Genomic DNA, 16,998 nt, shown 5'->3' with positions numbered 1-16,998 from the left:
TCGTCAGCACCGTCGCCGTCCTGCACCAGCCCTGGCTTCGGAACTCCACCACCGCACCGTCCTGCGTACTGCTGCCCGGCAGTTCGTCTCTGCCCGGCCCTGCGGTCTCTCTGTGCTACGAGAGAAACCATAACCACGTCACCGCCCAATGTCTACTCCAGCCAAGATAGATTTCCTCGTCGCTGGTCAGGAGGAAATCGAGCTCGAACGTGTCCGCTGCTCCCTGAGCTTGCCGAGCTGGACCTGCACACCGGACGCGCCGCCGAGTGCGCCACGCCACTGCGGCGAGCGGTTGCCGATCCCGGCCGCTCACGTCTCCGAGCTTCCCCGGGCTCACGGTCCATGTTCTGCGTGCCCCTGCCTACCCGGGGTAAGCGGGACAAAGCGGCACTGATCCCGCACGAGGACGCCGCAGGACGGGGTGAAGGACTTGCGCCACTTTGAGTACGCCGACAGTCATTCTGCCCACCCGTTGGAGACCGCCTGCCGGCCCGTGCGGACGGCACAGGCCCGCGAGGCCGCATCCGACTTCCTGGCCCGCCTCAACCCACCACCGCCCGAGTCGACCGTTCAGAACGTGGTGCTGTTGGTGTCGGAACTGGTGACCAACGCGCTCCGGCACGTCGGCACGGTCACCTCCATGGAGCTCCGCGCGAACCGCCACCACATCCAGGTCGTCGTTGAAGACCCCAGCCCGGCCCACCCCCAGGACCGGACTCCCGACCTCACTGGCCGGACCGGCGGATTCGGCTGGCCCATGATCCAACGCTTGGCCCGTGACGTCACCATCGCCCAGGCCGGGACCGGCACGGGCAAGGCGATCACCGCCACCCTTCCCCGGTGAATCCGGGCTCTGCGGCCTGCCGGCCACGGGGCCGTCCAGCCGGTCCAGCCGTGCGTACGCCGCGGACTTCGGGCGCGACCCTGGACACGGCGCACGCCGGCCTCCGTCGAGACGGACAGCCACCGGTCAGCCGCCCCGTCGGTCGGTCCCGCTCCAGACGTGGAGCAGGGCCGCGCAGCTAACGCGGCGCGGCCCTGTGGGTGATGTCGAACGTGACGACCTGGCCCTGTTGGAGCTCACGGAAGCCCGAGGATTTGATCGCGGAGTAGTGGGCGAAGGCGTCCGGGCCACTTCCCAGTTTCCGTAGCCATGTCTCGTGCCTTCCAGCCGATGAACGCCTACCGCTCCATGCGGTCGTTCGTACGGGTGGGATTCATGCGGAACCTTCCTTGATGCGGCGCGCATCAAGGGATTCCCGCAGGTAGGAGCGGCACGGGAAAATGCGAGGAACGGGTCGAATGGAATGCGAAATCGGATTCGGTCCCCGAAGAATGTGTGCGGATGCGGGTGATCGTCGCGGGGGTGGCTTCATGCGAAAGCCGGAGAAATGAACTCGGGTGCAGCTCCGAGGGGGCGGCAGCCCCTGCTGAGACCCGCGGGGTGGAAGCACCGCGGGAGGTGGGTGCAGTTGGGGCCCGCACCCTGAGGGATGCGGGCCCCAACTGCGAAACGCGGGTCGGCGTCAGGCGGGAACGATGTTCTCCGCCGTCGGGCCCTTGGGGCCCGGCGCGATGTCGAAGGTGACCTTCTGGCCCTCGTTCAGCTCGCGGAAGCCCTGCGCGGCGATGTTCGAGAAGTGGGCGAAGACGTCGTCGCCGCCACCGTCCTGCTCGATGAAGCCGAAGCCCTTTGCCGCGTTGAACCACTTCACGGTGCCAGCAGTCATGTCATATCTCCTTGGGGCAGTAGACCGGCGTCCGCATGGTGCGGACGCCGTGTCGCCGCGATGATGCCCCGCCCGGAAATTGACCGGAAATATGAAGCGCTTCCATGCGGCACAGAGGCCGACTGGATGTGCTTTAAGTTTTTGGGTACCAAAACTGCAACCGAGATGGACAGTAGCACGTCATAGTGGATTGCGTGGGTCGCATGGATATACCCCCTGTGCTCCGGTAAAAAACTCTCCTCGCGATGCCCGTTAAACTCTCAGGCGGCGGGGGCAGATATTGATTCACCCCCAGTGGAGCGTTTCGAAAGTTGGGGTATTCGCCGACCGCGACGTAGATGGCCCTCCGGAGCGTCATGCTCCTCCCCGAGCGCAGTCGGCGGGCAGAGGGTGGTGTGGGTGCCTGCCGGGTCCTCGGGGCGTGCCGGCCAGCGGGGTGGGTGTGAGGTCGGCGGGTTCCTCGCCGGCTTCCAGGAGCGTGTCGGCGGCGCCGACGATCCGGGGGTCGGGACGGCCGACCGCCGTGGTGTCCTTGCGGTCGTAGTCGATGCGGTCGAGAAGGCTGCGGATCGCTTCCAGCCGGGCCCGTCGCTTGTCGTTGCTCTTGACCACGGTCCAGGGCGCGTGGTCGGTGTCGGTGGCCCGGAACATGTCGACCTTGGCGGTGGTGTAGGCGTCCCACAGGTCAAGCGAGGCAAGGTCGGTGGGGGACAGCTTCCACTGTCGTACCGGGTCGACCCGGCGGATCGCGAAGCGGGTGCGCTGTTCGGCGCGGGAGACGGAGAACCAGAACTTGACCAGCAGGATGCCGTCCTGGACGAGCATGGCCTCGAAGGCCGGGCACTGCCGCAGGAACAGCTTGTACTGGTCGTCGGAGCAGAAGCCCATGACCTTCTCGACGCCGGCGCGGTTGTACCAGGACCGGTCGAAGAAGACGATCTCCCCCGGGGCGGGCAGGTGGGCGGTGTAGCGCTGGAAGTACCACTGGCCGGCCTCTCGCTCGGTGGGCTTGTCCAAGGCCACGACGCGCGCCCCGCGGGGATTGAGCCGCTCGGTGAACCGCTGGATCGTGCCACCTTTCCCGGCGGCGTCCCGGCCCTCGCAGATGACCACCACCCTGGAACCGGTCGCCCTCACCCAGCTCTGCAGTTTGAGCAGTTCGATCTGCAGGATCCGCTTGGCCCGCTCGTACTCCGCCCGGCGGATCTTGCGGTCGTAGGGGTAGTTCTCACGCCAGGTCCGGATCGGCGCGCCGCCCGCGTCGAGCAGCACCGGTTCCTCCGGGCGGCTGTTGTCCACGCTCAACCCGGCGAGCAGGTCCTCGGAGTCTTCCGTCGGCTTCTTCATGCCGGGCGCCTACCCCGGCGAACGCATATCGACCGCGGTGCCGGACCGGCCTCTGGTTGGGAAGCAGTCCGTCGTGGTGGTGGGTCCTGCCTGTCCGGGCGTTGTCCCCGGGCCCGCGGCTGTTGAACCTAACGACGCCCGATTACCTCTGTGACGGGCATCTGAAAATCTGTGTTGGCTGAAGTAGACATTGGACTGTGGCGTGGTTATGGTTTCTCTCGTAGTCCGGAGAGACAGTAGGGCCCGGCAGCTCGTGAGTCGGGTGTGTGGACATAGTGGGCCGGCGCAGCACCAGGGCCGGTGGATGGTGTAGTCAGTTCCTTCGGGGCCCCGGTGCCATCGGCGCCAGGGCCCCTCCGTGCTCTCCGGTGCGCCCGCCTGATGGGGTCCGGCGGCTCGCGGAGCAGCTCGTCCCATCGACCGGGATGGTGTGACGCGCGGTGCTGGCGGGCCGTGGCCGTCCATGCAAGGCGAAGGTCGTGTTTCGGATTGGCGGAGCGTTCTGGTTGAGGTTGTGTCGTGGGTAGAGAAGGGGAGGCGGTGCGAGAGCGCACCGCGGGCTGAGTTGGGGAGTTGATGGTGGAACAGCAGGTACAGGTGCTGTCTGACAAGGACGGCGTCCGCGTCATCGTGTGCGCAGGCGAGTTCGACCAGGACTCTCTTGGACCCCTCGAAGCAGCCTGTGTGGCGTCTGTGGATGATCATGCTGTCCGTCGGGTCGTCCTGGACGTCACCGGCGTGACCTTCGCCGACTCCGCGATGCTCAACCTCATGCTGCGCGTGCGGCGCACTGGCCGCCTGGTTCTGGTCGGCCCCGTGCCGCCTCGCATGGGGCGACTGCTGGACCTCACCGGGACTACCGCCCTGTTCCCGACCGCAGAGGGTGTCGAGGCGGCCCGCATCCTGTAGGGCAGAGCGCGGCAGGACCCGCGCACGCTTCCCGGAGGCCCCCTGAAAGCCCTCGTCAACACATCCGTCACACCTGCCCTGGAACTGCGCGCAGGCTGTCTGTCCGCAGCGTTCGCGTCACGCCCGGGAGCGGCGGGGCCTGTGGTTCGGAGCGGCTTCGCTCGGGGCGCTCGAATTTTTGTTCTGTGCTCTCGTGTATGGCTCCTGTTTCGGGGTAACCGGCTGGAAGCGGCCGTGTGGCTTGCTCAGGACGAGGGTGGCGGTATGGCTGCTGTGGTGCACCAAGGTGAGTTGCTAGTCGGCGGTCCGATCGTGTCGGCCATGGCCTTGGACGGCAGCGAACCGATCGCTGGGGCCAGGCGTGCTGCCCGCGGTTTCATGACCGCGGTGCAGGGTGTTCACGGGATTCCGGTGTCGGACCGTGCGATGAGCATGGTGGAGCTGGTCGTCAGTGAGCTGGTGACCAACGCCTACAAGTACGCGCCCGGCCCGTGTCTGCTGGAGCTGGAGGTCGGCGCCGGTGTCGTGGAGATCAGCGTGTGGGATACCGACGCGCAGCTGCCCGCGGTGAGCCCGGCCGATCCGAGTCGGATCGGGCAGCACGGCCTGGAGATCGCGATGGCGGTGTGCCGCAGTTTCGAGGTGCGGCGCGAGCCCGTGGGCAAGCGAGTGAAGGTCACGATAGGACTGGCCGACGACCCCGGCGGGGACCCGGCCGGACGCCTCCCCTGACGATGTCGGCCAGGATCGCCCTTGCCGCACGGGTGCGGCAGCGCTTCAGCCGGTCGCGGAGCTGCTTCTGACCGCCCCGGGCCGCAAGGAGTCCGGGAATGCCGGGAAAGCCACCGGTCCAGCCTTGTCGGCCGTACTCGGCCACAGGACTAGGGAGCGGGCGGTCCCGTTGTCGCAGGTGGCGAGGCGTCGGTGACGTCAGCGCCGTGGGCGGCGTCACGTTCGGAGTGGTGGACGCCGTGCCAGTCCAGGCACATAACGGTCGCGTCGTCGTCGAGGTGGCCGTTGACCGCCTCGACGACCGCTTTGATGAGCGTACGGGCGGCTTCGCGGGGATGTAGTTCGCGGGTGCGGATGATCAGGTCCGAGAGGTCGAGGCTCTCGGCGTCGCGCTCCAGCATGCCGTCGGTCAGCATGATCAGCCGGTCGCCGGGCCGCAGGTCCAAGGTCTGCACCTGGTAGGTGTTGGGCTGTGAGGGATGGATGTTGAGGCCGAACGCCCGGTCGACCTTCGGAACGATCTCCTCGACCTTTCCGTCGCGCATCCGCAGTGGCCAGGGGTGCCCGGCGTTGACGAACTCGGTCCCGCCGTCGAGGAGGCTGATGCGCAGCAGCTGACCGGTGACGAAGCCGCTGCGGCCGTGTTCGCGCATGGCCTGGTCGGCTTGGCGGGCCTGGTCGGCGAGGTCGGCGCCCTCCCGCCGGGCCCGTCGCAGGGCGCCCACCACCAGGGTGGCGAGCAGCGCGGCGTCGACGTCGTGGCCCATGGCATCGGTGACGGAGAGCTGGACGGTGTCCCGGTCGATGACGTAGTCGAAGGTGTCGCCCCCGACGTGTTCGGCGGGCTCCAGCGCCCCGGCGACCGCGAACTGCGCCGCCTCGCACGCCAGGGACGCGGGGAGCAGGCGGTGCTGGATCTCGGCTGCCAGGCTCAGCGGCTTGGTGCGCCGGCCCCACTGGTACACATCGGTGTGGGACCGGTTTGCGATGACGATGTACGCCAACGCGTGTGCGGCCTCGCCGACCTCCCGCATCACCTCCGCGTCCGGAACGGTGGGCAGGAACAGTTCGAGGAGCCCGATGGCGTCTCCCCGGTTGGTCACCGGGGCGATCACGCGGACGTGCCGGCCCTCGCCCCGGTGTTCGACCTGCGGCTGCTGGGTGCGGATGACCTCTTCGTACAAGGTGTCGCGCAGCAGTATCCGCTGGGGCGGCTCGTCGGTGTCGATGCTGTCGGCGGTTCCCAGCCGTACGACGGAACTGCCGGTGAAGTCGGTGATCAGGAACGACACCGATGCCGCCTGGAGGTGGTCCTTGAGCATGCGCGCCACGACGTCCAGCGACTCCACGGGCGCGGCGGCCTCAGCAGCCTCCAACGCGCCCGCCAATGTCATCGCCTTACCCCGGCGGCTTCCGCCCGCGTCAGGGCCGGACCCCCGGTCGCTGTCTGGTTCTCCTGCGCTCACGGCGACCCCTTTACCACTCGATGCCGCCCCGGGGCCTTGTCCCGGATGCGCGAGGATCCGCCCGGAGGCGGCATCGGACAGGCCTCATTGCATCACGAGGCTTCAGGAACTGGTGGGCAGGCAGCGCGGTTGGCTCGGTAGTTCGGTCGTCGGCCGAGCGTTCCCGGGCCGGTGCGGCCGGGGAGCGCACCGGTCATCCGGCTGACCTGTTGCCGCGGGGCGCACGTCGAACGGCTCGGTTCGCCGCCCGGGCGGCTTCGCCGGCGGAGCTACCGGGCGAGGATGGCGTTCACGGTCTCAGGCGGCGGGGCCGTCCTGCTGGGGGGATCCGGCGGTCGTGGTGATGCCCAGCTGGAGTGCTGCGAGTCCTGTGGCGAGTGCCTGCCGGGTATCGGCGCTCATGGTGTCGAGGGCCTGGGCGAGTGTCTGCTGGCGCTTTTCTCGTATCTGGGCGAGGTGGTGCTCACCGGCTGGGGTGAGCCGGGGGGTGAGCTCGCGGCCGTCGCCGGGGCCGGGGTGGCGGCGTAGGAATCCGGTGGCCTCCAGCCGGTCGCAGAGCCGGGTTACGGAGGGGGCTGCGGCGCCGAGGAGCTGGGCCAGGGCGCTCATGCGGATCCCGGGCTGGCGGTCGAGGAGGAACATCAGGCGCAGCTGCGTTGTGGAGACCGATGAAGCCGTAGCGGCTTGGCGGGCGTTCTCGTAGACGACGTCGAGGAGTTCGGCGATGTCGCTGACCGAGCGCGCGGTGTCCGGGTCGATACTGCTGGGCCCGAAGGCCGGTACGGACATGTGCATTCCCTCCGTGCGAGCGGCCCGCCCGCCGGTGCCGGTCAAGTGCTGGGGTCCTGCCCGCTGGAGCGGGACTTTATGGCTTCCTGCGTGGCGGTGGACGCTCTCTCGGCCGGCGGGGCCGCCGACGCGTTGCCGGTGTGTGCGCTGGTGAGGTAGTTGAGGGTGCCGGTGACCTGCAGTATCCGCTCCAGCGCCGGCGGCCGCCCCTCCAGGTGCAAGCGTACGCCCGCGGCGTCCGTGCGCCGGCGGATCATCAGCAGGACCGACAGCCCGCTGGAGTCGACGCCGGCCATGTCTGTGCAGTCCAGGTGCAGATCACGCAGCCCGCCCGGGCAGGCCAGGACTTCGGTGACGGCATCCAGGAGGCGGTCGGCATCCTGGTAGTCGAAGTCGCCGTGCAGCTCGATGCGCACGGCGCCGGCCGTATCGGTGCGGGTGAGGCGCAGCGGCCCGGGTACGGGGATCATTCGGCGGCTCCGCCAACGGTCAGAGGGGTACTGGTCAGGCGCGTGATGGCGAGGCGCAGCATGCCGGTGGCGCGGGGGAAGTCCTTCAGCTCACCTGCGAGTACGTCCAGCGCCGGCGGCAGGCTCTGCGCGGGGACGCCGCGGGCTTCGAGGATGCCCGCGGTCCACAGCAGGAAGCGGGAGAAGAGCTCGGCGTCGCCGGTGTAGAGGGCGGCACCGAGGAAATCGACGATGTGAGCCAAGTCCTCTGCCGTGCGTTCCCGCTGCGCCTCGTCGTAGCCGCGCATCGCCGGAAATCTGTTCTCCAGGGCGGTCAGGACCGTCCGTACGAGCTGGGGGCGGCTGCGGGTGACGAGGGTGTACTCCTGGTCGGCCAGGTGCGGCAGGTCATCGATGGGCTGGTGGTCGGGCCGCGGACGCGGCAGCGGCCCGCGCTCGAGAAGGTCGGCGGCCGAGCGGGCGTCCGGCGTCCAAGCGTCCGCGCCGAGCAGGCGGGCGTACTCGCCGTCCGGGCCGAACGCGGCTCCCCCCACGAGAACCGGGGCCCCGGCCGCCTGACACGCGGTGATCGTGGCGTGCGCGGTGGGCAGCCGGGTGGGGATCGAACTGGACAGGGCGACGACGTCCGGCCCGGTGCGGTGGATGTGCGCGACGAGATGAGGGGTCGGGACGTGGGCGCCCAGGTAGTCCACCTGCCAGCCCCGCAGCTTGAGGACCTCGGCTACGAGCCGGGCCGGCAGCCCGTGCCACTCCCCGTCCACGCACGCCACCACGACCCGCCCGCGCGACGGCTTCGTACGGGCGGCAGGATGCTCGGCGACGACGGCTACGGCCCGCTCGTTGATCGCGGTCGCGGCGTGCTCCTGCGCGACGTTGATCCGATTGGCGGCCCATTGCTCCCCGACGCGGCCCTGCACCCGGGCGATCACGTTCAAGAAGACATCCTGAGGTTTGGCTCCGTCCTCCAGGGCCTGGCGGACCGCGGTGACCGCGGCCTGCTCGTCGCCGGCCAGGGCCGCGTCCCAAAGCCGTGCGGCCAGAGGTTCCGTGCTTGTCGCGTTTCCTATCACGCTGTGAACCTGCCCCTCGTGTGCCCGTCTACGGCACTGAGGTGGTTGGTTCGGGGCGCGGAGATCGCAACGACGGCCATGTCGTCGTGACGGCCGGTGCCGACCCATTCGGAAGCGAGCATCTGCACGCGCTCCACCACCGCTTCAGCGGGCATCCCCGCGCACTCCGCAAGCACTCGCTGGAGCCGCGCGTCTCCGAACATGGCCCCGCCGAGCGGTCCGCCTCGAGCCTCGGTGATCCCGTCGGTGTAGAGCACGCACGTCTCGCCCGGGGCGAGCGTCACTTCCGCCGTCTCGGCGGTCACGGCCGGCAGCGCTCCGACCAGCGTGCCGTAGGTCGCGGTTTCCTCGACGGTTCCGTCGGCGCGCAGGATCAGCGGAGGGGGATGGCCGGCGCTGGTCAGCCGCAGCTTGACGGAGCCGCCCTCGCGGACCGCGGAGGCCAGGACCAGGGTCGCGAAGCGCGCGTTGTGCGTGCTCAGCAGCGCGGTGTTCAGCAGGTTCAGCATCCGCGGGTGGTCATCGGCCATGGGCAGCAGGGCGTGCAGGGTGTTCCGGATCTTTCCCGTCATCACGGCGGCTTCCAGACCCTTGCCGCATACGTCGCCGAGGACGACCAGCGACGCGTCACCCGCCACGGCGGCGGGGTGGACGTCGTAGAAGTCGCCACCGATCCGCTCATGGTCCAGGGAGGGCCGGTAGCCGCCCGCGTACTCGACCCCCGCCACCTGATGCAGGGACGGCGGGAGCAGTTCGCGCATCAGCGTCTCGCTGATCGACGCCTGCTCCGCATACAGGCGCGCGGCCGACATGGCGGCGCCCGCCCGGGCGGCGAAGAGGCGGGCGAACACCTCCTCGCCCTCGGTGAATCCGCTGCCGCCCGAGCGGCGCAGCAGGACCAGCGCTCCCGCGGGGACGCCGTGGCCGGGCAGCGGTGTGATCACTACCGAACCCACCGTGCCGAACTCCTCGGGGACCAGCCATGCCGGGGCGGTGGCAGGATCGATCCAGCGCGACGGGACGGGCGGGAACCCCTGCAGCGCTTCCGCCAGCCCCGGTACGGCCTCGGGGTGCGCGGCAACCCTCGACGCCACCGGCATCCCGCCGCGCACGCAGGACACGATGGGCAGTTCACGGCCGCGTGAGGGTGCGATGACCACGGTTGCGTCGGCCAGGTGCTCCGCGGCCATCTGGGCGGTGACGTCCATGCACCGCTCCAGATTCAGCGAGGACAGCAGCACATTCGAGGCCTCCCCCAGGAAGGCGGTGCGCTTGCGCTCCATCCGCAGGGCCTCGCGGGCCAGGCGGTGGTCGGTGTCGTCGACGAGCCACCACACCACCGTCCCGTCACCGGGGCACGTCGGATGCGCTTCATACGAACGGTCGCCGACCGGGCCCTGCACCAGGGCGCCGGCTTCAGCGGCCGAAGGCCGGGTACGTGTTGGGGCAAGACGGCGGGTGTGGGCTTCGGACAGCCACGCGGGCACAGTGTCCGCGATCGGCGTCCCCGCGCGGGCCTGAGGGAAAAGCAGACCGGCAACCTCGTTGACCAGCAGCAGGGTTCCCTGGTCATCTGCCACAAGCACGGGGTAGGGGGCCTCACTCCACGGCGCGCGCACCGAAGGGGCCGCTTCCTGGGTGGGAATCACCAAATCGTTGAGGCCCGCTGTGCGAACCCCTCACCTCATAGTCTGGAAGAAGATTAATTGCCTTCCGGCAACCATCCTCCATATCCATCGCCATGGCAACCGCGCCCCCCGCCGCGCCGTCCCGCACCCTCGACACAGTTCCCCCTGACCTCGCCCGCGCCCGTACCGCCGAGGAACTACGCTCGTCCTGGCAGGCCCGCTGCAACGCGGGGTCCGCCGTTTCTTCCAGCTCACCGGTCTCGGCCCGTATGCCGATGGGCGGACAGCGTGGAGGACGCAATGACATGCTGGCTGCCGGCACCGGCTGCCGGCACCGGCAGCCGGACCGGATCAGTGCGGCGCATGACCTCCACCATCAAGGGCAGGCGATGAAGGCATGAACGCGCCTGCGACAGCCGACAACACCCCCCGTCCGGAGCACACCAGGAACGGTGCCCGGTCGGCTGTTGCCACGGCGGCTTCCGCCCGCCACCGGGTCGCCGAGCTCCTCGCGCGCGCGGGCATCAGCCCCGACAGCGTTCCTGCCGCAGACGCGCTCCTGGTCACCTCGGAACTGGTGACCAATGCCATCCGCCACGGCGGCGGCATCACCCACTTTCACGCAGTCATCACCGGGGACGTCCTCCACCTGGCCGCCAGCGACGCCAGCCCTGACCACCCCTGGTCCCACCCCACGGCCCATGGCCGCCCCGGCGGCTACGGATGGCCCCTCATCCAGCTCCTCACCGAACGCGTCGACATCACCCCCCTCCCAGGCGGTGGGAAGACCATCACCACCACCCAGCGTCTGAAGAGCACGGACGCGACGTCACACCATCACCAGCCCCAACTCCGCAGGGCGTTCGGGACAGCCGAAGAGCAGCAGACAGGCACGCATGAGTGATGCAGGAACAGCAAAACTAGTCGCAACCAGAATTGCTGCCTACCTCGCCGCGGTTCCCCCCGACGCCCCGAACCCCGACGACCTCGCCTGGATCATCGTCCACGAACTGAACCAGGCCGGACTCCTCGCCAGCAGCGGCCCCAGGCCCGACGCCCATGAGAAATCACCAGGAGCGCAGCAGGTCCTGGCCCTCCCGGACCGCAACGACGGGGCACGCGTCATCGTCTGCGCCGGTGAATTCGACCAGCGGACCCTGCAGGCCGTTCAAGAGGCCGGCACCGCAGCCATCACCGATCCGAACATCCGACGCATCATCCTGGACGTCAGCCGCGTCACCTTCGCCGACTCCTCCATGCTCAACGAAATGTTCCGCCTCCGGCGCAACAGCCGCCTGGTCCTCATCGGCCCTCTGCCCACATCCCTGGAACGAGTACTCGAACTCACGCAAGCCCGCGCCCTGTTCCACGTCGCCGACAGCATCGAAGCGGCGCTCGCCTGGGGTGAGTGAGCCAGTTCACCTGCTTGCACGGCCCTGAGGAGGGCAGGCGAGTGAGGTGACCACAATGGACGCGAGAGTGTACTGCGGCGACGACGGCCAGTGGGCCGGCCCGTCGCCCGGACGCGTGTACGTGAACCTGCTCGGCGGCCCCCTCGACGGCCAGCTCTACGACATCACCGACCTGTCCCCGCAGGAACGCGCAGTAGGAGCGCTCCTGATCACCGATCGAGGCCTCTTCGGACCCGGCGGCCGCTCTCTCTACAAGCCCTCCGAAGCCGATCCCGGGGGTCCGTTTCTCTGGGAGGGCGACACCCCCTGAAGACCGGCACTCCAGAGCCCCGTTAGGCCGGCAGGCTCAGACCCGGCGCCAACAGGCCATGGCCCGGCAAGGCACCGGCCGCGGCGAAGACAGCGCCACACCGCCCACCACCCCGAGGACCTCGACCGCCGTGCGGCCCTGGCCAACCGCGTCGTCCTGGAGGCCCTGTCGGGGATCGCGCGCCGCCGCCGCGACCAGGCGGCCGGCGCCACCTGCATTCTCCCGTCGTCTCCCGTCGTCTCCCGCCGTCACCCGTCAGCGCAGGTCGAGCCGCATCAGGACCCTGGGATGACCGGCCAGTACCGAGGTGGTGTCGGCGGCGTGGGTGAATCCGGCGCGTTCGAAGTTCTTCCGGATTCCGGCGTACGCCATCGTGAGGTCGACCTTGGCGTCCCCGTTGTCGAGGGGGTACGCCTCGATCGCCGGTGCGCCCTGGGAGCGGGCGAACTCGACGGCGCCGGCGATGAGGGCATGCGAGATGCCCTTCTTGCGATGACCGGGGCGTACGCGGATGCACCACAGGGACCAGACCGGCAGGTCGTCGACGTACGGGATCTTCCGGCTGCGCGCGAAGGAGGTGTCCGAGCGGGGTGCCACGGCGGCCCAGCCGACCGGCTCGTCGCCGTCATAGGCCAGCACTCCCAGGGGCGTCCCGACCCGGCACAGCTCGGCGACGTGTTCACCGCGGGCCGGTCCGCGGAGCTCGTTGTTGAGCTTGGACGGGATCCGGTAGCTCAGGCACCAGCAGACGTTGGCCTCGGGCGACTTCGGGCCGATCAGGGTACGGACATCCTCGAAGACGGAGGCGGGGTGAACTGCGATGGTCATGGCATCACGATGCCACGACGAACGGGGTGACACCGCTCAGCCCGTCTGCCCCGTCTGCCCCGGCGCCTTGGCTGCCGCAGGGCCCCTCCGGACGGGATGACGGCCCCGGTCAGCGGAAGATCGCCATGGCCTGGACTTCGAGAACCCCCTCCTCGGCGTTCCAGTCCTGGACCTTGCCCAGGCAGCGCGCGGAGAAGGTGCCCTTCGGCACCTCGTTGCGCAGCCCCTCCGCGGCACAGGTGACGCGGACCCGCGGTCCGCGTGCGGGGTCCTCGGGGTCCCCGTAGGGGGCGAGGAAGACCGAGCCCTCCGGGGTGTCGCCGATCTTGCGGAACCGGCCCCGGATGAGGACGAAGTCCTCGATGTCACGCAGTCGTACGTCCCGGTGCGCCGGTCCGGGACGCCCGGTCCGGGCCTCGGGAGCCGCGCCCCCGGGAGCCGCGGCGAGCGCCTTGGCCAGTGCCTTGTTGCGCAGGACCGTCTGGTTGACGAGATCGACGTGGACGATCACGTCCTTCTCCTCCAGCACGTCCATGACCAGGCCGATCACCGATATGGGCTCGGCGACCTCCAGGTACCTGCTGACGATCTCTCGGTTCTCCCGCCGGCCCGCGTCCGCTCCGACCCCGAAGACCCTCGTCCGGATCGTCCCGTCCTTGCTGTCGCTGGTCCGCTGCTCGACCTGCCGGCGCAGCGCCGCCGCGTACCCGCGCATCTGGTAGTGGTCCATGACCGACTTGTCGTGCAGGTAGAAGCAGATGCTGTACGTGAGGCTCTGCCCGGCGGAGCGGCCGCCGCGGGTGAACCAGGACACGGCGAGCACCAGGAGGGTCAACGCGCCGCCCGCCGTCAGCAGCCACAGGAGCATCCAAGGCCACCAGACCGCCCACCAGTCCTCACTCAGTACAGCCACGGGTCTCCTTGAAGGCGCTCAGTAGTGACTGGGCGGTGGCGTCGACCATGCGTCCGCCGGTGGCTCGCGCCGCCCGGTCGAGTTCCTGAGGGTCGGCGTCACCGTAGCGAACGGTGTAGGTGTGGACGGCCTGCGCGGCGGGGGGCAGTGCGCGGTACCGCTCGAGGAAGGCGTCGAGCCCGATCCCGGCGTTGTTCTCGCCGTCCGTCATGAGGACGACCGAGGCCCCCTGCCCGGGGAACGCCCTTACGAGTTGGCCCACTTGTCCGTAGGCGCGGTCGAGGGCGGACCAGACCGCCGTGGCCTCGCCGAAGTCGTCGGAGGCCACCGCCGCCCGTAGCAGGTCCAGATCCGCCTGCGTGCGGTAGGTGATCGTCCGTTCGTCCAGCACCCGGCCGGCGAAGCGGATCAGCGTGAACGACTCGCCCCGGTGGAACCGGAGGAACTTGCCCGAAGGGGAGCCGTCCTCGCCGCCGAGCCCGGCGAAGGTGGCGCGTAGTCCGGCGATGCGCTCGCCCTTCATCGACGTGGAGAAGTCGAGGACGAAGAACACCCGGGCAGGGGGTGCGTTCTTGGCGTCGCCGTAGTCGGACAGCAACCGGTCGAGCACCTCCTGCCGGTCGGGGAAGTAGAGGGCGTTGCCGATGGCCGGACGCAGGGACGCGATCCGGGTCATGGCCGGGTCGACGGGCCGGCGCAGGGTCCGTTCCATGATCTTCTTCTGCACCCGTCCGCTCTTCAGCCAGTCCACGAGCCGGTCGTACGCCGCCCGCTTCGCCGGATCGAGCAGCAGGAGGGGGTAGTCGGCGAGCACCATGCCGTCCTTCGGGTGGACGATCTCCAGCGGCTCGCGCAGCCGCCCGCCGGCGTTGAGTGCCAGAAGCTCCGACTCGTAGGTGACCAGCGCGTCCAACTCGCCTTGCCGCTTGACGAATCCGTCGGCCAGGGCGGCCGAGGAGTCCTCCGTGAGCAGGTGTCCGGTGAAGAATCCGTTCAGCCGCTCGCAGGAGACGTCCTCGGGCCGCAGGGCGGCGCCGGTTCCCGCGGCGGCGGTCGCGACACCGACCAGCGCGGCCAGGCCGCTGTCGGTGTGCCCGGGGTCGGCCATGCCGAAGGACAGGGAGCCGTCGGCGGCGGCGTCGGCCACGTCGGCCCAGGAGATCTGGCCGTCGGGAGTACGCCCGCGCAGCCGGCCCGCGGCGGCCGGCTTGAGCCCGATCACCACCGGGGACCGCATGATGCTGGTGCTGATCGGGCTCTCGGTACGGACGCCGGCGGCCTTCAGCTTCAGCTGGAGGGGGCGGTCGGAGGAGAGCCAGGCGAGGTCGTGCTCGTAGTGGCCGGCGCCGAGCGCCCGGGTCGCGTCGTCCGTACCCCGGTAGTCCATCTCCAGCGTGATGCCCGTGTCACGGCGGAGCTCGTCCAACAGGGGTCGCATGTCTTCGAGTTCCGAACTGGCCAGCACCCGTAAGGTGACCGGCTCGTCCCCGCCGGTGGAGCAGGCCGTCGCGACGAAGAGCCAGAGGAAGGTCAGGCACGGCGCGAGCAGCCGGGCCGTCCGGCGGCGGCCCCTCACTCGGGGGACCCGCCCGCCACGTCGATGTCCGGACATTCGCCGATCAGGGAGATCATCCGCTCCAGGTAACGGATGCGGGGGAGGGGGGACCGGGTGTCGTTGCCGCCCACCGAGGGCACGGGGATGCGGCGCTCCTCCAGGAAGTGCGTGAGCTGGTCGCCCGCCACCTTGCCCGCCGGGTCGAGGATCCTGAAGCCCAGTTCCATCGCCCGGCGACGCAACCCCGGGTCGTGGGTGAGGAGTTCGCCGAGCCGGTCGCCGTCCCGGTTCAGCGCGATGAACTCCGGCTGGGTGACGAACTGGGTGGAGGGGTAGAGCAGCACCCGCTGTGTGTCCAGCCGCTTCGACTCGGCCTGCACCTGGGCCTGATAGGTGAGGTATTGGTGCTCGTACGCCACCACGAGCGGGGCGATCCCCTTGCCTTCCGGGGAGATGTACGTACGGAACACGTCGGCGGCCGGCAATCCCTGCTCCATCAGGTGCTTGATGGACCGGGCGCGGTCGTCTGCCTCCTGGTCGGTGGTGGGGACCTCGCTGCCGTTTCCGCGCCAGGTGTAGGAGACCAACGCCAGGTAGGTTCCCGCCGAGTTGGATTGGCAGACGTCCGGGGACTGGACCACGATCCGGTTGGCGTTGGCTATCCCGTGCGCCTGGATGCCCAGGTCGTTCCAGCGCTGCCCCTTGTCGATTCCGGCGAGGAACTTGGTCATGTCGAGCTCGTAGTAGAGCGGTTGGTCCGGGCCGGCCGCGGCGGAGGCGCCCGGTTGCGGGATGGCGATCCCCGCGTCGCGCAGGGTCTCCGCGTACTCGCGGTAGGTGGCGAGCACGATGGGGCTGACGAAGGGCCGGTGCACCTTGGCGTACTTGTTCTCCGCCGCGCGCCGGTTCGTGATCAAGTCGCCCGCCGGCTGGCCGGAGGGGAAGACGAAGTCGTACGCGGACAGGTCGCGGACCGCGACCTCCCGCGATCCGGAGCTCGTGATGTGCAGCCGTATGTGGTGCCTCATCAGAATTCGCTGGACTTCCGGGTCCTCGAAGAAGTCCCGCTTGGAAGCCATCCGGCCCTCCAGGGTGACGATGCGCTCGGTCGGCAGGGCCGCGTTCCCCGACCGGGCCAGCACCGCTCCGCCGACCAGCACGACCGCCAGCGCGGGCAGCAGGACCGCCAGCAGCCTGCGTCTGGGCCACCGGGAGGACACCGGACGCCCGACGGCCAGGCGCGGCTCTTCCACGACTCTTGTCTCCCCGTCCACCCGACACTCCCCCTTGGCGCCCTCTCCCCGAACCGCCCGGGGAGCGTACCTACGAGATCCGCCCACCGATGTCGAGTTCGCCAACAATTCGCTTACTAACATGCCCAGTTGGTAATCCGTCCTACCCGCATCACGACGGACGGTGATCGGGGGGGCCGTTTCGGGTTCCTCCGAAAGGGCCCCCCGATCCACGGCACACCCACCAGTCCGCTCGCAGCTTCGCCGCGAATCATCTGTAGGGGGGATGGATTTTATGAGGCGAGCACGATGACCGACGAAGAGTTCGAAGAGCTCATGGACCAGGCGCGGGCCGAGGTGCGCAGGATCTCCTTCTCCGCCCCGCCTTCAGGCGACGACGCGGAGTACGCCTTCCACACCCAGCACGCGGAATTCGGAGCCCCTTCCCACTGACCCGCCCGGGCACGACCGGAGCGAGAGCGCGCGGCGAGAGGCCTGCCGCTGCTGCCCCGCAGCGGGGCTTGACCGGGGGAAGGGGCGCGGGGCCGGCGCAGACGGCGGCTGCCGTGGGCCGGCCGCACTGCGCCGTTGGGGTGGATTCCCGATA

19 protein-coding genes are annotated in these 16,998 nt (G+C 69.6%); 7 read left to right on the top strand and 12 right to left on the bottom strand.

Annotated elements, in window-relative coordinates:
- The first annotated feature begins 472 nt into the window (after positions 1 to 472).
- The gene (locus OG276_RS03305) at positions 473 to 844 is read left to right on the top strand and encodes an ATP-binding protein (RefSeq protein WP_266912501.1); all 372 of its coding nucleotides are present in this window, start codon (positions 473 to 475) and stop codon (positions 842 to 844) included.
- A 178-nt stretch (positions 845 to 1,022) separates the two neighbouring features.
- On the opposite strand, the gene OG276_RS03300 is transcribed toward OG276_RS03305, so the two are convergent.
- The 3 genes from OG276_RS03300 to ppk2 form a co-directional block, all read right to left on the bottom strand.
- A complete protein-coding gene (locus OG276_RS03300) occupies positions 1,023 to 1,142 on the bottom strand; it encodes a cold shock domain-containing protein (protein WP_266912499.1) in 120 nt (39 codons plus the stop codon).
- Positions 1,143 to 1,526: 384 nt separating this feature from the next.
- Positions 1,527 to 1,730, bottom strand: a complete 204-nt coding sequence (locus OG276_RS03295; protein ID WP_266902526.1) for a cold-shock protein — start codon at positions 1,728 to 1,730, stop codon at positions 1,527 to 1,529.
- A 354-nt stretch (positions 1,731 to 2,084) separates the two neighbouring features.
- Positions 2,085 to 3,077 carry a polyphosphate kinase 2 gene (ppk2, locus tag OG276_RS03290; RefSeq protein WP_266902524.1) on the bottom strand — a complete coding sequence of 331 codons (993 nt, stop codon included), beginning with the start codon at positions 3,075 to 3,077 and terminating at the stop codon, positions 2,085 to 2,087.
- Between the two features lie 576 nt (positions 3,078 to 3,653).
- On the opposite strand from ppk2, the gene OG276_RS03285 reads away from it, so the two are divergent.
- Positions 3,654 to 3,986, top strand: coding sequence for an STAS domain-containing protein (locus tag OG276_RS03285; protein WP_266902523.1), 333 nt, complete (start codon positions 3,654 to 3,656; stop codon positions 3,984 to 3,986).
- 264 nt (positions 3,987 to 4,250) lie between these two features.
- Positions 4,251 to 4,718, top strand: coding sequence for an ATP-binding protein (locus OG276_RS03280; RefSeq protein WP_266902521.1), 468 nt, complete (start codon positions 4,251 to 4,253; stop codon positions 4,716 to 4,718).
- Positions 4,719 to 4,867: 149 nt separating this feature from the next.
- On the opposite strand, the gene OG276_RS03275 is transcribed toward OG276_RS03280, so the two are convergent.
- From OG276_RS03275 to OG276_RS03255, 5 genes are all read right to left on the bottom strand, one after another.
- Entirely contained in the window at positions 4,868 to 6,112 is a 1,245-nt protein-coding gene (locus tag OG276_RS03275) for a PP2C family protein-serine/threonine phosphatase (protein WP_266902519.1), read from the bottom strand.
- A 369-nt stretch (positions 6,113 to 6,481) separates the two neighbouring features.
- The gene (locus OG276_RS03270) at positions 6,482 to 6,973 is read right to left on the bottom strand and encodes a MarR family winged helix-turn-helix transcriptional regulator (protein WP_266902517.1); all 492 of its coding nucleotides are present in this window, start codon (positions 6,971 to 6,973) and stop codon (positions 6,482 to 6,484) included.
- Positions 6,974 to 7,014: 41 nt separating this feature from the next.
- Positions 7,015 to 7,443: an STAS domain-containing protein gene (locus OG276_RS03265; RefSeq protein WP_266902515.1), complete on the bottom strand. Its 429-nt coding sequence runs from the start codon at positions 7,441 to 7,443 to the stop codon at positions 7,015 to 7,017.
- Entirely contained in the window at positions 7,440 to 8,513 is a 1,074-nt protein-coding gene (locus OG276_RS03260) for a B12-binding domain-containing protein (protein ID WP_266902513.1), read from the bottom strand. Before OG276_RS03260 ends, OG276_RS03265 begins: the two co-directional genes overlap by 4 nt.
- Entirely contained in the window at positions 8,510 to 10,099 is a 1,590-nt protein-coding gene (locus OG276_RS03255) for a PP2C family protein-serine/threonine phosphatase (protein ID WP_266902511.1), read from the bottom strand. The genes OG276_RS03260 and OG276_RS03255 overlap by 4 nt, the downstream gene beginning before the upstream one ends.
- Positions 10,100 to 10,538: 439 nt before the next feature.
- Between OG276_RS03255 and OG276_RS03250 the strand changes: the two genes are divergently transcribed.
- Genes OG276_RS03250 through OG276_RS03240 form a run of 3 tightly spaced genes read left to right on the top strand, consistent with a single transcriptional unit; the run spans position 10,539 to position 11,863 of the window.
- Positions 10,539 to 11,045 (top strand): ATP-binding protein, encoded by a 507-nt coding sequence (locus OG276_RS03250; RefSeq protein ID WP_266902509.1) that lies wholly within the window; start codon positions 10,539 to 10,541, stop codon positions 11,043 to 11,045.
- Positions 11,038 to 11,553 carry an STAS domain-containing protein gene (locus OG276_RS03245; RefSeq protein ID WP_266902507.1) on the top strand — a complete coding sequence of 172 codons (516 nt, stop codon included), beginning with the start codon at positions 11,038 to 11,040 and terminating at the stop codon, positions 11,551 to 11,553. Before OG276_RS03250 ends, OG276_RS03245 begins: the two co-directional genes overlap by 8 nt.
- Before the next feature lie 55 nt (positions 11,554 to 11,608).
- Positions 11,609 to 11,863, top strand: coding sequence for a hypothetical protein (locus OG276_RS03240; protein WP_266902505.1), 255 nt, complete (start codon positions 11,609 to 11,611; stop codon positions 11,861 to 11,863).
- 255 nt (positions 11,864 to 12,118) lie between these two features.
- Here OG276_RS03240 and OG276_RS03235 read toward each other — a convergent pair whose 3' ends face one another.
- The 4 genes from OG276_RS03235 to OG276_RS03220 form a co-directional block, all read right to left on the bottom strand.
- Complete coding sequence (locus OG276_RS03235; RefSeq protein ID WP_266902503.1) at positions 12,119 to 12,691, bottom strand: GNAT family N-acetyltransferase; 573 nt, start codon at positions 12,689 to 12,691, stop codon at positions 12,119 to 12,121.
- Between the two features lie 109 nt (positions 12,692 to 12,800).
- Entirely contained in the window at positions 12,801 to 13,604 is an 804-nt protein-coding gene (locus OG276_RS03230; RefSeq protein ID WP_266902501.1) for a hypothetical protein, read from the bottom strand.
- Positions 13,588 to 15,180: a VWA domain-containing protein gene (locus OG276_RS03225; protein ID WP_266902499.1), complete on the bottom strand. Its 1,593-nt coding sequence runs from the start codon at positions 15,178 to 15,180 to the stop codon at positions 13,588 to 13,590. The genes OG276_RS03230 and OG276_RS03225 overlap by 17 nt, the downstream gene beginning before the upstream one ends.
- A complete protein-coding gene (locus OG276_RS03220) occupies positions 15,177 to 16,412 on the bottom strand; it encodes a hypothetical protein (protein ID WP_266902497.1) in 1,236 nt (411 codons plus the stop codon). The genes OG276_RS03225 and OG276_RS03220 overlap by 4 nt, the downstream gene beginning before the upstream one ends.
- Positions 16,413 to 16,700: 288 nt before the next feature.
- On the opposite strand from OG276_RS03220, the gene OG276_RS03215 reads away from it, so the two are divergent.
- The gene (locus tag OG276_RS03215) at positions 16,701 to 16,844 is read left to right on the top strand and encodes a hypothetical protein (RefSeq protein WP_266902495.1); all 144 of its coding nucleotides are present in this window, start codon (positions 16,701 to 16,703) and stop codon (positions 16,842 to 16,844) included.
- The last annotated feature ends 154 nt before the right edge of the window (positions 16,845 to 16,998 follow it).

It is taken from the genome of Streptomyces sp. NBC_00086, assembly GCF_026343255.1.
Lineage (GTDB): Bacteria > Actinomycetota > Actinomycetes > Streptomycetales > Streptomycetaceae > Streptomyces.
This window is presented reverse-complemented; position numbering and strand designations above follow the sequence as displayed.

What these genes read in the sequence shown, in the direction of transcription:
- OG276_RS03245 (WP_266902507.1), top strand. Translation starts at nt 11,038, where the DNA reads ATGAGTGATGCAGGAACAGCAAAACTAGTCGCAACCAGAATTGCTGCC.
- OG276_RS03295 (WP_266902526.1), bottom strand. Translation starts at nt 1,730, where the DNA reads ATGACTGCTGGCACCGTGAAGTGGTTCAACGCGGCAAAGGGCTTCGGC.
- OG276_RS03215 (WP_266902495.1), top strand. Translation starts at nt 16,701, where the DNA reads ATGACCGACGAAGAGTTCGAAGAGCTCATGGACCAGGCGCGGGCCGAG.
- OG276_RS03275 (WP_266902519.1), bottom strand. Translation starts at nt 6,112, where the DNA reads ATGACATTGGCGGGCGCGTTGGAGGCTGCTGAGGCCGCCGCGCCCGTG.
- OG276_RS03235 (WP_266902503.1), bottom strand. Translation starts at nt 12,691, where the DNA reads ATGACCATCGCAGTTCACCCCGCCTCCGTCTTCGAGGATGTCCGTACC.
- OG276_RS03250 (WP_266902509.1), top strand. Translation starts at nt 10,539, where the DNA reads ATGAACGCGCCTGCGACAGCCGACAACACCCCCCGTCCGGAGCACACC.
- OG276_RS03265 (WP_266902515.1), bottom strand. Translation starts at nt 7,443, where the DNA reads ATGATCCCCGTACCCGGGCCGCTGCGCCTCACCCGCACCGATACGGCC.
- OG276_RS03285 (WP_266902523.1), top strand. Translation starts at nt 3,654, where the DNA reads ATGGTGGAACAGCAGGTACAGGTGCTGTCTGACAAGGACGGCGTCCGC.
- OG276_RS03240 (WP_266902505.1), top strand. Translation starts at nt 11,609, where the DNA reads ATGGACGCGAGAGTGTACTGCGGCGACGACGGCCAGTGGGCCGGCCCG.
- OG276_RS03280 (WP_266902521.1), top strand. Translation starts at nt 4,251, where the DNA reads ATGGCTGCTGTGGTGCACCAAGGTGAGTTGCTAGTCGGCGGTCCGATC.
- OG276_RS03270 (WP_266902517.1), bottom strand. Translation starts at nt 6,973, where the DNA reads ATGTCCGTACCGGCCTTCGGGCCCAGCAGTATCGACCCGGACACCGCG.
- ppk2 (WP_266902524.1), bottom strand. Translation starts at nt 3,077, where the DNA reads ATGAAGAAGCCGACGGAAGACTCCGAGGACCTGCTCGCCGGGTTGAGC.